The organism is Rhodococcus sp. GXMU-t2271, assembly GCF_041414735.1.
In the GTDB taxonomy this organism is placed as follows: Bacteria; Actinomycetota; Actinomycetes; order Mycobacteriales; family Mycobacteriaceae; genus Rhodococcus; species Rhodococcus indonesiensis.
This window is the reverse complement of record NZ_JAUIZP010000035.1, coordinates 21,186-34,484: the sequence shown is the minus strand read 5'-3', so window position 1 is coordinate 34,484 and position 13,299 is coordinate 21,186. Positions and strand designations below refer to the sequence as shown.

General features: G+C 72.6%; 8 protein-coding genes. All 8 read right to left on the bottom strand.

All coding sequences use genetic code 11. The features are described from left to right. Window positions 1-33 precede the first annotated feature (33 nt). The gene (locus QYS60_RS13580) at window positions 34-360 is read right to left on the bottom strand and encodes a helix-turn-helix transcriptional regulator (protein WP_003936742.1); all 327 of its coding nucleotides are present in this window, start codon (window positions 358-360) and stop codon (window positions 34-36) included. Continuing rightward, the gene (locus tag QYS60_RS13575; protein ID WP_289378095.1) at window positions 357-788 is read right to left on the bottom strand and encodes an SRPBCC family protein; all 432 of its coding nucleotides are present in this window, start codon (window positions 786-788) and stop codon (window positions 357-359) included. Before QYS60_RS13575 ends, QYS60_RS13580 begins: the two co-directional genes overlap by 4 nt. Before the next feature lie 112 nt (window positions 789-900). Next, window positions 901-1,554 carry a class I SAM-dependent methyltransferase gene (locus QYS60_RS13570; protein WP_371383429.1) on the bottom strand — a complete coding sequence of 218 codons (654 nt, stop codon included), beginning with the start codon at window positions 1,552-1,554 and terminating at the stop codon, window positions 901-903. Next, a complete protein-coding gene (locus tag QYS60_RS13565; RefSeq protein WP_289378093.1) occupies window positions 1,551-1,760 on the bottom strand; it encodes a hypothetical protein in 210 nt (69 codons plus the stop codon). Before QYS60_RS13565 ends, QYS60_RS13570 begins: the two co-directional genes overlap by 4 nt. A 69-nt stretch (window positions 1,761-1,829) precedes the next feature. Then, entirely contained in the window at window positions 1,830-2,393 is a 564-nt protein-coding gene (locus QYS60_RS13560) for a dihydrofolate reductase family protein (protein WP_289378092.1), read from the bottom strand. A gap of 106 nt (window positions 2,394-2,499) precedes the next feature. Then, window positions 2,500-3,750, bottom strand: a complete 1,251-nt coding sequence (entS, locus tag QYS60_RS13555) for an enterobactin transporter EntS (protein ID WP_289378091.1) — start codon at window positions 3,748-3,750, stop codon at window positions 2,500-2,502. Between the two features lie 7 nt (window positions 3,751-3,757). Then, window positions 3,758-3,997: a phosphopantetheine-binding protein gene (locus QYS60_RS13550; protein ID WP_289378090.1), complete on the bottom strand. Its 240-nt coding sequence runs from the start codon at window positions 3,995-3,997 to the stop codon at window positions 3,758-3,760. Between the two features lie 4 nt (window positions 3,998-4,001). After that, window positions 4,002-13,283, bottom strand: a complete 9,282-nt coding sequence (locus tag QYS60_RS13545) for an amino acid adenylation domain-containing protein (protein ID WP_371383428.1) — start codon at window positions 13,281-13,283, stop codon at window positions 4,002-4,004. Window positions 13,284-13,299: the final 16 nt, after the last annotated feature.

The following is a 13,299-nucleotide window of genomic DNA, read 5'->3' as shown; positions in this document are numbered from 1 at the left end:
CCCTCGACGGCACCGCGCGGCCCACTCGTGCGGTCAGTCGGGCCGCTCGGCGATGCGCTTGATCGCCTCGAGGCGACGGTCCCACTGCCGTCCGATCGAGTCCAGTTCGCCGGCCAGTTCGCCGAGCCGGGCTCCGACCGCCCGGTAGCGGATCTCCCGCCCGATCCGGAACGACTCCACGAGCCCGGCATCGGCCAGCACGGTCAGGTGCTTCGCGATCGCCTGACGGCTGACCGGCAGCCGCTCCGCGAGCGCACTCGCGGACAGGTCCTCGGCGCCGATCGCGGTGAGGATGTTCCAGCGGGTTTCATCGGCCAGTACCGCGAGCACCGCCGGAACTCCCTTCGCCACGTCGTTCACCGGGATTCCAGGAACTCCACCAAGTCGCCGAGTTCGGCGCGCCAGCCGTCGACGTTGCCGTCGTGGGCCGACTGCGGATCGACGAGTTCCTCGAAGCCGGTCTCCACCAGGGTCAGCCGGGTGCCGCCCTCGATCTCCGCGAGGTCGAACCGCACCACCGTGGAGTTGCCCGGCACCGGGTCCACGTTCGCGTCGCGCGCCCAGCGGTAGACGAGTGTCTTCGGCTCGTCCACGTGCTCGATCAGTACCCGGAAGGGACCGTCGTCATGCCCCGTCCAGCCGAACGCGCCCGTGCCGCCGGGTGTTGCGTCGAATTCGATTCTGTCGCCGAACCATTGCGCGATGAGCTCGGGTTCGGTCAGTGCGGCCCACACCTTGGTGGCCGGGGCCGCGATGTCGATGGTGCGGGTGATGTCGAGCAGGGCCATGATCGCCTCCAGTCCGGGGATACGATTTGTGCAACTCCAGAGTTGCACTTTTTCCCCCGATATGCAACCCCGAAGTTGCACAAATCCCGGTCTTCGCCGCCCCGACCGTCTCTCAGTGCGCCCGGTCGACGACCAGCACCTGGACGGCACCGAACCAGGGGAGGATCCGACCCACCAGGGCCGCAACCGGTTCGAGCCGATGCCCGAACCGCGCCGCGGTGAACAACCGGCCTCGCACCCGGGCCCGGCCGTGTCGATCACCCAGGCGGCGCAGCTCTCGCCGAGAGACGAATCGCGCGGCCGAGTACGGCGCTCGGCCGGTGGGCCGATCGAGCCACCCCCACGGACTGGTCGGATCGAGGGCGAGCGCGACGATGCGCCCGCCCGGGCGAGTGATGCGGGCCATCTCGGCGAGCACCGCCGCCGCATCGGTGAACTCGAGGGCCGCGATCGTCACGGCGGCGTCGGCAACGGCATCCGGCACGGGCAGGCGAGTGGCGTCGGCGCGCACGAGCCGGGCGGGTGCCCGGCCGGCCGCGACGGACAGCATGCCCGCCGAGAGGTCCACGCCGAGCACGCGGGCACCACGGTGGGCGAGATGACTCACGAGCCGCCCGGTTCCGCAGCCGACTTCGATCACGCTCCGGCCGGCCACCTCGGGGAGGATCTCGTCGACCGCGTCCCGCTCCACGGCCCAGGCGTGGGCGCCCCACGGGGTGTCGAACCAGGTGTCGTAGTCCCGCGCCCGCGCAGCGTCGGTCGTCATCCGTCGCGCGGGGGCGTGGGAGTGCGGAACGGGGACTCGGAGTGCCGATCATTCTGTTCGCCGCGTTCGGATTCCACGGCCCGGGCGTCCTCGGCGGTGGTGGGCGGCGCGGAGTCGGTTCCCGGGGCGCCCTGCCCCGGATCCGCAGCGTCGATCTCTTCCCCGGATGCGCGTTTGAACGGCATGAACGGCTCGTTGACGGACATGCTGTCGGGTTCCCCGCCTCCGAGCCTCGAAACAACGGCTCGAGCCGGGCCTCGGCTGCGGGGACGCCGTCAGTCGAAGTCCGGAACGGCAACGGTGTCGGACACCACGTCGTAGACGAGCAGCAGGACGCCGTTGTCGAGGACCTTGCAGTCGCGGAGGTCGAGGGTCGCCTGCGCCTCGACGGGGTCGAACAGGCGCCGGCCCGAGCCGACCAGCACGGGGTAGACGGCGAGCCGGTACTCGTCGACGAGTCCCTGACCGCGCAGGAACTCGACGAGGCTGCCGCTCCCCATGACCAGCAGGTTCTTCTCGGCCTTGAGTGCGCGGATCCCCTGCGCGACGTCGCCCTCGATGCGGCTCGCGTTCCACTCCAGTTCGGTGAGAGTGGTCGTGGCGACGTGTTTGGGAATGTCGTTCATCTGGGCCTTGGACGCATCGTCCTCCCCGGGGTGGTCGGGCCAGACCGCGGCGAACTCCTGGTAGGTGGTGCGGCCGAGGAGCAGCGCGTCCGCCTCGTTCAGTTCGGCGTCCTTGAACGCGGCGATCGTGTCGTTCCAGTACGGGAACGTCCACGCGGGGTTCTCCATGATGCCGTCCGCAGAGACGAACTCGGTGACGGTGACCTTGCCCATGACATCCACTCCTCTTCGGCCTCCCCCGTCCGCGCGGACGGGTGTGCTGTCCCGGATACAGACCGGCCGGCTCCGCCGAACTCATCGCGGCACGGACCGGACGGACTCAGACGACCCGCTCGAGGCTACTGCCCTCGTCGAGCCGGCGCAGCGTCCGCAGTGTGGTCCACAGCAGCGCGGTGACCACCAGCCCGACGGCGCCGTACGCAGGCAGCGCCGCAGAGATCGGTACCGACGTCGCCACCGCACCGGCGACCACCGCGCCGACGGAGGCGCCGGCGGTGACCTGCGCCGCCCACACCGCCGCGATGCGGCCCCGGTACTCGTCGGGGGTGTGCTTCTGGACCGTCGCGTACCGGACGATGTCGGTGAGCGCATCGCCGAAGCCGTGCGCGGCCAGACCGATCAGCGCCACCGCGACGGTCGCGGTGAGGCCCGCCCCGGCGAGTCCCGCGGCGGAGACGGCCATGAGCACGAAGACCGCCTGTCCGGACCGGCGCAGACGGCCGGTCCAGCCGCTGGTGAGGGAGCCGATCACCGCGCCGACTGCCGGGGCGGTGTAGAGCAGTCCCACCACCGACGGTCCCGCGCCGAGCACCTCGGTCGCGTACTCGGGGACGAGCACCGACCAGCCGGCGAGCAGCATCGTCACGAACCCGCAGACGAGCACGCCGCCGAGGACGCGGTTCGACGCCGCGTAGCGGAAGCCGCTCACTACCGAACGCAGTGGCGACTCGTCGGCGACGTGGGTCGGCGGTAGCGCCGGCAGCCGGGTGATGCAGAAGGTCGTGATCGCGGTGGTGAACGCGGCCAGCGCGTAGGCCACCCCGACTCCCCCGGTGGCGATGACGACGCCGCCGAGCGCCGGCCCGATCATCGCGCCCAGGTCGCCGGTCAGCGCCATGAGGGCACCGGCGGCGGCCATCTTCTCCCGGGGCAGCAGGCTGGGTGTGACGGCCATGAGCGCCGTCGCGGAGATGCCCCCGCACACCCCGTCGATCACCGCCGCCACGTAGACGACCGACATCTTCGGATCGGGCAGGAACGCGTTGACCGCGAGCACCGCGAACGCCACTCCCGCCGTGCCGCGCGCGAGCGCGATGACCCGCCGCCGGTCGTAGCGATCGGCGAGTACCCCGCCGGCGAAGGTGGCGGCGAACGTGGTCACGCCGAGCACCGCCGAGACCGCGGCGACCTGCGCGGTGGATCCGGTGAGCCGATACACCTGCAGGGGCACGGCGACGACGAGGAAGCCGAGTCCGAACAGCGACACGACCCGGGCAGTGAAGAGGTAGCGGAATTCGCGGCTGGTGCGCAGCGGGTCGAGGTCGAGGACCAGCTTGTCGATCAGGGCCACGGCCGGGTCACCGCGAGGTGAGCAGGTCGTACCACGCCTCGAGCTGCGGTTCGGTGGCCAGGGAGACGAAGTCGACGTCCGCGCCGGCGCCGCGCCACTGTTCCACGAGCGCCATCAGGCGCACCGAGTCGAGGCCCTGATCGACGAGGCTGACTGCGGGATCCAGTTCGTCTGCCTCGATCTCGAGAAGCCGCGCGATATCGATGCGGATCGTTTCGCGGTCCAGGATGCCGGGCTGTGCTGACATGAGGTCACTCCTTTTCGGTGGCAACGGGTTCGGGGATGCGGGCGGCGACGGTCAGGGCCTGGACCCAGCGCCGGGCCACGAGGTCGACGGTGTGCTCGTCGAGCACCTCGGCGGGCGCGGCGAATTCGCAGTCGAGCACGGGGCCTTCCGCGGTGTCCTCGACGACGGCGTCGACATGCAGGACGTGGTCGAGCGGGGTGGCCGGGTCGACGGAACCGCCGAGCGCGACGGCCTCGGGCGCGCCGGACCACGGGGCGCCGGTGTCCTCCCCCAGCGTCATCCGGCCGAGGTAGTTGAACACCACCTGCGGTCGTCGATAGTCGTCGAAGGCAGGGTCCGGGGCGAGACGGTGCAGCAGCCCGAATCCGATCCCGTTGTCGGGCAGCGCTTTCAGCGCTTCCGCGACGCGTGTGCGGACCGCATGCGCGGCAGCCGCTCCGGCCAGGGCGTCCTCGGGGTCGACGCCGGTCAGACTCAACGCCACCGGGAACATCGAGGTGAACCATCCGACGGTGCGCGCGACGTCGGACCCGGGCACGATCTGCTCCTCGCGTCCGTGGCCTTCGAGTTCGACGCGCACGACGTCGCCGCCACGGACCGAGGCCACCGCCACGGCGAGCGCCGCGAGCAGGGCCTCGTTCACCGCCCCGGAGGCGAGGACGTCCTCGGTGACGGGCACGGGGACCCGCACGTGCGTCGAGCGCAGCGCCGCGACCGTGTCGCGGACCGGGTCGAGCGGCCGAGCGCCGAGCGGTGGTTCGACCGCATCGACCGCGGGTTGCCATGCGGGCAGCGAGGTCCTGACCCGCTCGGAACGCGCGGCCTCGGCGAGTCCGGTCGCCCACGCCCGGAACGACGTGCCGGGCGGCGTCAGCGCGACGGTCTCGCCGCGTGCGGCCTGTTCGACGGCGTCTGCCAGATCCGGGACGAGGATGCGCCACGACACGCCGTCGATCACCAGATGGTGCACGGCGACGAACACGCGGCCGGGGCGGTCCGGCCCGAAGTCGAACCAGATCACCTGCATCATCACGCCGGCTTCCGGATCGAGTGCCCCGTACGCTGTTTCGCGCTCGGCGGCGAAACGGTCCGACCACCGTTCGTCCTCGAGGCCGGTGACGTCGACCCGTCGCACCAGTGTCTCGATGCCGGGCGCGTCCTCGGGGACGGTCCAGCGTGGCACGCCGTCGGCGACGACGAACCGGGACCGCAGCATCGGATGGGTGCCGAGCAGCGCCGCGACGGCCGTTCCGAGCACGTCGGCGGTGAGACCGACGGGTGCGACGAGCAGCCGGGCCTGCGAGAAACGCGCGAGATCACCACCCCAGGCGAGGGCCTCCCACACGATCGGGGTGATCGGCACGTCACCCGTCGCGGCCATCGCCGGCACCGGGACGTCCGGTTCGTCGACCGCGGCCAGGGCCGCGACGGTGCGCAGCTCGAACACCTGACGGGCCGTCAGCCGGATCCCGGCAGCCCGGGCGCGGGAGACCAGCTGGATGGCGACGATCGAGTCGCCGCCCAGGGCGAAGAAATCGTCGTCGATGCCGACCCGGTCCAGGCCGAGCACCTCGGCGGCGACGTCCGCGAGCGCGGCCTCCCGCTCGGTGCGCGGCTCACCCGAGCCGGCCAGCGCACCGAAGTCCGGATCCGGCAGTGCTTTCCGGTCAACCTTGCCGTTGGCGGTGACGGGGAACGCGGCCAGCACGAGCACTGCGGCCGGCACCAGGTAGTCCGGGACCCGCTCGGCGAGGACGGCCCGCACGACGGCGGGGTCGACGTCGCCGTCGGGTACGACGTAGCCGACGAGCCGGCGCACGCCGCGGTCGTCGGTGTGGGCGACGGCGACGGCGTCGCGCACCCCCCGCACCGCGGTCAGCGCCGCCTCGACCTCGCCGAGCTCGACCCGGAAACCGCGGATCTTGACCTGGTCGTCGCCGCGGCCGAGGAACTCGAGGGTGACCCGGCCGTCGCCGGCCGGGACCCGGCGCACGACGTCGCCGGTGCGGTACATGCGGGTGCCGGGCGGACCGAACGGGTCGGGCAGGAAGCGGGTGCCGGTCAGGCCGGGACGGCCGAGGTACCCCCGGGCGACGCCGGATCCGGCGACGTACAGCTCACCCGCGGCGCCGACCGGCACGGGGCGCAGCATCCGGTCGAGAACGTAGGCGGCGGCGCCGTGTACGGCCCGGCCCAGGCACGGGGTCTCGGCGTCGGTGACCTGCCCGACGAGCGAATCGACGGTGCACTCGGTGGGCCCGTAGAGGTTGAACGCACGTCCGTCGGTCAGTTCCCGCAGCCGCCGCCACAGCGCCGGGTTGACGGCCTCACCGCCGAATCCGACCGTGGCGGGGCGGTGCTCGCCGTCGAACAGCCCGGCAGCGACCATCCGGTCGAGGAACGACGGGGTGACCTCGAGGAAGTCGAGGGCGTGTTCGGCGACGTATCCGGCCATCGCCTCGGGGTCACGCACGGTGTCCTCGTCGAACACGTGCACGGCGTGCCCGTCGAGCAGCCACAGCATCGGCTGCCAGGAGGCGTCGAACCCGAACGACCACGCGTGCCCGACCCCCACGCTCGGCCGGCCCGCCGCCGCCACGGTGGGTACGTACAGGTCGGCGCGGTGGCTGTCGAACAGGCCGAGCAGGTTCGCGTGCGTGACCGCCACCCCCTTCGGAAGTCCGGTGGAGCCGGAGGTGTAGATGACGTACACCGGATGCTCGGGCCGCAGCGGTGCGATTCGCTCGCGATCGGTGACAGGGGCGGCCGGACGGACCGCGAGGTCGGCACGGACCGCCTCGTCGTCGAGATCGAACACCGGCACTGCACCGAGCGCCGGTCGCAGCGTGTGCGCGACGGCTCCCCCGGTGACCACGACCCGCGGCCGGGAGTCGCCGACCATGTGGGCGAGGCGCTCGGCCGGATACGACGGGTCCATCGGCACGTAGGCGCCGCCGGCGGCGTGCACGGCACAGATCGCGACCATTGTCTCGGCCGAGCGGGGCAGGGCCAGACCCACCAGTGTCTCGGGTCCGACGCCTGCGTCGATCAGCCGCCGTGCCAGCCGCGCCGAGGCGGCGCCGAGCTCGGCGAAGGTCAGGCGCTCGTTCCCGCACACCACGGCCGTCGCGTCCGGGGTGCGGGCGATCTGCGCCGCGAGCAGGTCGGGCACGGTGGCGTGCCCGCTCGACGGTGCCGGAGCGGTCGACGAGAGCTCGTGCCACCGTTCCCGTTCGGCCGGACCGAGGATGTCGAGCTGCGCGACGCGCCGCGGTCGGCCGCCGGCGAACTGCTCGAGGAGGTGCACGAGCCGGCGGCCGATCCCCTCGGCGTCGTCGGCGGTGAACAGCGCCCGCTGGTATTCGAGGGTGAGGGCGAGCTCGTCGTCGAGTCCGGCGACGAGCACAAGCGGGAAGTTGGTGGCGTCGTGGCCGCGGACGTCGGCGACGTCGAGGCCGCCGGAACGCTGCGCCCGGGCGAGGGCGTCGGTGTCGATCGGGTAGCTCTCGAACACGACGAGGGTGTCGAACAGTTCTCCGACGCCGACGGCGCGCTGGATGTCGGCGAGTCCGACGTACTGGTGATCGAGGAGCCGGTTCTGCTCGTCCTGGACGCGGCGGAGCAGATCGTCGGTGGGTTCGCCGGGGCGCAGCGCGACGCGCACGGGCACGGTGTTGATGAACAGACCGATCATCGTCTCGATGCCGGGCACGTCCGGGACGCGGCCGGAGACGACGGCACCGAAGGTCACGTCCGTGCGGTCGAGCCGGGCGCCGAGAAGGACCGCCCACGCGGTCTGCACCGCGGTGTTCACGGTGACGCCGAGCTCGCGGCAGCGGCGCTGCAGTCCCGCAGCCAGTCCGGCCGGAACCGGCACGGGGAGTTCGACGGGCAGCGTGGCGTCGAGCGACGAGCCGGCGGGGGTGAGCAGCGTGGGTTCCTCGACCCCGGCGAGCGCCTCGGTCCAGCGGCGCAGTCCGTCGTCGGTGTCGCGGGCGCCCAGCCAGGCGAGATAGTCGGTGAACGGCCGGACCGTGGGCAGCGCCGCCGGATCGGCCCCCGCCCCGTACAGGGCGAACAGTTCCTGCACGAGCAGCGGCGACGACCACCCGTCGAGCAGCAGGTGGTGCGCGGCGAAGATCAACCGGTGCCGGTCCGGCGCGAGACGCACGAGCGTGAACCGCACCAGCGGCGCGGCTGCGACGTCGAACCGCGTGGCGCGGTCCGCGGCGACGAGCTCGTCGCTGCGCTCCTCCACCGACCGAATGTCACATCGGGTCGATCCAACCGACGCGATGTGACATTCGGCCACGGCCACGGCCACGGGGTCGGGGGCGGGGGTGGGGCCGGAGGCGGGTGTGAGGTCGATGTGCGTCCACTGCAGGCCCGGCTCCCGGAGGACGACACCGATCGGGTCGCCCGCCGCGGTGGTGCGGAACCCGGTCCGTAGAATCGCGTGCCGGTCCAGCAGCGCGGCGGCGCTGCGGCGCAGAGTGTCCCGGTCGAGATCACCGTGCAGATCGAGGACGGTCTGCATCGAGTACACGTCCGTTCCGGCGCCGCCGTCGAGACCGGCGAGGAAGAACATGCCGCGCTGCAACGGCGTCAGCGGCACGACGTCGTCGATCGGGCCGAGTTCGGTGGTGAGCGAGGCGAGTTCGGGAACGGTCAGTCCACGGTAGGTCAGATCCGACGGGGTGGGACCGCCGGCATCGGGGTCGTCGGCGTGCCGGGCCAGCGCGGCGAGGGCCGCCACCCAGTGACGGGCGACAAGGGTGAGGGTTTCCTCGTCGAGGACCTCCGCCGCCGTGAATTCACAGACGAGCTCGGGTCCGGCCGGGCCGTCCTCGGTGACGGCGTTGACGTCGAGGACGTGGTCGAGCGGGGTGCCGGGATCGACGGCACCGCCGAGCGCGCCTGTCTCCGGCGCGGTGGACCATGCCTGACCGATGTTCTCCCCCAGCGTCATCCGGCCGAGGTAGTTGAACATCACGTCGGGAGAACGGTATCCGGGGAAGTTCCGCGTTCCCTCGGGAGTGAGCCGGCGCAGCAGCCCGAATCCGATGCCGCCGTCGGGCAGGGCCCGCAGCGACTCCTTGACCTGCGCGAGCGCGGTCCCGGTTGCGGCAGTTCCGGCCAGGGCCTCGTGCGGGTCGATGCCGGAGACGTCGAGCACGGCGGGGTACAGGGTGGTGAACCAGCCGACGGTGCGGGACAGGTCGGCGCCCGGCACGACGTGTTCGGCGCGGCCGTGACCTTCGAGGTGCACGCGCAGCCGGTCGCCGCCGCGCACCGACGTCACGGCCAGCGCGAGGGCGGTGAGCAGCACATCCGCAACGCCCGCCCGGTACGCGGCGGGCACGGTGGTGAGCACCTTCTCGGTGACCGCCGCGGGGACCCGCACCTCACGCGACCGGGCGGTGGCGACGGTGTCGCGTGCCGGATCCAGCGGGCGGGCACCGAGTCGCGGCTCGGCGCTGCCGGCGATCTGCTGCCAGCGCGGCAGGGACCGTGCGACACCGTCGGACGCGGCGGCCGCCGTGAGCCCGAGCGCCCAGTCCCGGAAGGAGGTGCCGGCCGCATCGAGATCCGGTGCGATGCCGCGCCGCGCCTGATCGACGGCGGCCGCGAGGTCGGGGACGAGGATCCGCCACGACACGCCGTCGACGACGAGGTGGTGCACGACGACGAACACCCGTCCCGCGGCGCCGGGGCCGGCGTCGAGGAACAGCACTCGGATCATCCGCCCGTCCGCGGGGTCGAGTTCCGCCAGGGCGCGGTCACGCTCCGCCTCGAACAGCGCATGCCACCGTGGGCCGCCGAGGCCTGTCGCGTCGATGCGGCGCACTGCGGCCTCGGGATCCGGAACATGCTCGGGGACCATCCATTCCGCATCCTCTCCGGCCGTGGTGAGACGGGAGCGCAGCATGGGGTGGGTGCGCAGCAGCGCGCCGACGGCGGCAACGAGGTGCGCTTCGGTGAGTCCGGCTGGAGCGACGAGCAGGCGCGATTGCGCGAGGCGCCGCAGATCCCCTCCGTGATCGAGAGTTTCGCGCACGATCGGGGTGAGCGGGACCGGGCCGGTGGCTGCGACGACGGGCCGCGACGGCTGTGCGGCGACCGTGTCGGACTCGCAGGCGGCGGCGAGCGCGGCGACGGTGCGCAGTTCGAACACCTGACGGGCGGTGATCCGCACGTCGGCGGCACGTGCGCGGGACACCAACTGGATCGAGACGATGGAATCTCCGCCGAGGGTGAAGAAGTCGTCGTCGACGCCGACGCGGTCGAGGCCGAGGACCTCCGCGAACGCGGAGCACAGCGTCGCCTCCGTATCGGTGCGGGGCGCACCGGATCCGGCGAGGGCGCCGAAGTCCGGCTCCGGCAGGGCCTTTCGATCGACCTTTCCGTTCGCGGTGGTCGGCAGTACCGGCAGCGGCAGGATCGCGGCGGGCACCAGGTAGTCGGGCAGCCGGGCGGCGACGGCAGCGCGCACGGCCCCGGGGTCCGCCGTGCCGGTGACGTAGCCGACCAGGCGGCGCACGTCGCGAGCGTCGGTATGGGCGACGACGACGGCAGCATGCACCCCCGGCACGGCACCCAGCGCGGCCTCGACCTCGCCGAGTTCGACCCGGAAACCGCGGATCTTGACCTGGTCGTCGGCGCGGCCCACGTATTCGAGGGCGCCGCGCTCGGCGTCGACCGGGTCCGGTAGCCACCGAACGATGTCACCGGTGCGGTACATCCGCTCCCCGGTGAACGGATCGGCGACGAACCGCTCCCCCGTCCGGCCGGGCTGTCCCAGGTAGCCGCGGGCGAGACCGCCGCCGGCGACGTACAGTTCCCCGGCCACACCGGGCGGTGCCGGTCGCAGCCACCGGTCCAGCACGTACAGCCGGGTGCCGGGGGTCGGGCCGCCGATGGTGACGGTGTCGCCGCCGATGCGGGTGTATGCGGCGTCGACGGTACATTCGGTGGGGCCGTAGCAGTTGTAGGCCTCGACGCCGTCCGCGGCACCGAGCCGCTGCCACAGCGCCGACCCGACGGCCTCGCCGCCGACGGTCACCTTGGCGGGCCGGTGGTCGTCGCCGTCGAGCAGTCCGGCATCGAGCAGTCCGCTCATCAGCACGGGCACGCAGTCGACGTGGTCGATGCGGTGGGTGCGCACGTAGTCGACGACGAATGCGGTGTCGGTGCGGTGCTCGTCGGGCAGCACGTGCAGGGTGTGCCCGGACAGCAGCCAGGTCAGGGCGGCGACGGCCGAGTCGAACGCGAACGGGTAGGTGAGCAGCACCCGCCATGTGCCGGACGCCGACCGCATGATCGTCTCCCGTTGCGCGGCAACGAGATCGGTGAGATTGGCGTGGGTGACTGCGACGCCCTTGGGGAGGCCGGTGGAGCCGGAGGTGTAGACGACGTACGCGGTGTGACCGGGGCGGATCGGCCGGCGACGGTCGGCGTCGGTGACCGCGGCGGCGGGCAGCGCGGCGAGCCGGGCCTGCACGTCCGGATCATCCAGCACAACGACGTGCGCACCGGTGAGGCACGCTCCGAGCTCTGCGGCGACGGCGCCGGTGGTGAGCACGACGCTCGGACGGGCGTCGACGACCATGTGGGCGAGCCGCTCCGCAGGGTACGACGGGTCGAGCGGCAGATACGCACCGCCTGCGGCGAGCACCGCGAGGAGGGCCTCGACGGTCACGGCAGAGCGCGGCAGCGCGAGGCCCACGAGCACATCGGGTCCGACACCGAGCTCGATCAGCAGCCGCGCGAGCCGCGCCGAGTTCGCTTCGAGTTCCGCGAAGGTGCGCCGGTCGGCACCGCACACCACCGCGGGGGTGTCGGGCTCCGCGGAGTCGGGCAGTCCCGCGACGGTGCCGTCCGAGGGCGCGGCCGGTGCGACGGACCACGTCCCGAGGACGCGGCCGCGCTCGGCGCCGGTGAGCACGTCCAGCCCGGCGGCCGGGCGGTCCGGTCCAGCAGCGAGGGCGCCGAGGATGTGGACGAGACGGCCGGCGAGGGCGGCGGCGTCGTCCGCGGTGAACACACCGGGCCGATAGTCGAGGGTCATGACGAGGGTCTCGGCGACGCCCGCGGTGAGCACGAGCGGATAGTTGGTGGCGTCGCGGCCCTCGACGGCGGCGATCGTGACCCCGCCCGCGCGCTGGGCCCGGTCGAGTGCGTCCCGGTCGACGGGGTAGCTCTCGAAGACGGTGAGGGTGTCGAACAACTCCCCGAGGCCGGTCTCGCGCTGGACCTCGGCGAGGCCGAGGTACTGGTGGTCGACGGTGCGGGACTGTGCGAGCTGCACCTGTCGCAGCAGCTCGGTGACGGTGGCGCGGGGATCGAGCCGTACCCGCACGGGCACGGTGTTGATGAACAGGCCGACCATGGATTCGACGCCGGTCAGTTCCGGCGGTCGTCCGGAGACGGTGGCGCCGAAGACGATGTCGTCGCGGCCGAGAAGTCCGGACAGGAGCAGCGCCCAGCCGGTCTGCAGGACGGTGTTGAGGGTCACCCCGGCGTCGCGGGCGAGGCCGGTGAGCCGGTCGTGCAGCCCGGCCGGCACGTCGACGGCGAGCGCGGCGGAGGGTGTGGTGGCGCGGGTGGCGCCGGGTGGGGCGACGAGGCTCGGTTCGGTGAGCCCGTCGAGGGATTCGCGCCACAGCGCGCGGGCGGCGTCGTGGTCCTGCCGGTCGAGCCAGGCGAGGTAGTCGCGGTAGGGCCGTACCGGGGCCAGCCCGGCGGCGGTGCCGCCGGCGGCGTAGATCTCGAGGAGTTCGCGCACCAGGATCGGGGTGGACCAGCCGTCGACGACGATGTGGTGGGCGGTGAGCACCAGCCGCACGTCATCGGACCCGAACCGCACGAACAGCCAGCGGATCAGCGGCGGCCGGGTGAGGTCGAACCAGTCCCGCAAGTCCTCGGTGAGCAGAGCCGCGAGACGCCGCTCGGACTCGTCGACCGGGAGTCCGGTGAGATCGACTCTGCGCCAGGGGGCTTCGATGCCACGTACGACGAGTCCGGCGGTGCGGCCGTCCTTGCGGGGACGGAAACACGTGCGCAGCGCGGGATGCCGTTCCAGCAGCGCCTGCGCGGAGGCACGCAGTCCGTCCTCGTCCACCCGCCCGGTCAGGTGCAGCACGGACTGCACGGTGTAGGCGTCCGGTTCGACGGCTTCGGCGGCAAGGGCGGCGTCGTCGGGCGCGGCGACGGTGCTGAGGTAGAGCAGGCCCTGCTGCAGCGGCGAGAGGGGAACGATGTCTTCGAGCGCGGAGGTGCGGGTCATGTCTGCCTAACGGAGC

What these genes read in the sequence shown, in the direction of transcription:
- QYS60_RS13575 (WP_289378095.1), bottom strand. Translation starts at nt 788, where the DNA reads ATGGCCCTGCTCGACATCACCCGCACCATCGACATCGCGGCCCCGGCC.
- QYS60_RS13570 (WP_371383429.1), bottom strand. Translation starts at nt 1,554, where the DNA reads ATGACGACCGACGCTGCGCGGGCGCGGGACTACGACACCTGGTTCGAC.
- QYS60_RS13565 (WP_289378093.1), bottom strand. Translation starts at nt 1,760, where the DNA reads ATGTCCGTCAACGAGCCGTTCATGCCGTTCAAACGCGCATCCGGGGAA.
- QYS60_RS13560 (WP_289378092.1), bottom strand. Translation starts at nt 2,393, where the DNA reads ATGGGCAAGGTCACCGTCACCGAGTTCGTCTCTGCGGACGGCATCATG.
- QYS60_RS13550 (WP_289378090.1), bottom strand. Translation starts at nt 3,997, where the DNA reads ATGTCAGCACAGCCCGGCATCCTGGACCGCGAAACGATCCGCATCGAT.
- QYS60_RS13545 (WP_371383428.1), bottom strand. Translation starts at nt 13,283, where the DNA reads ATGACCCGCACCTCCGCGCTCGAAGACATCGTTCCCCTCTCGCCGCTG.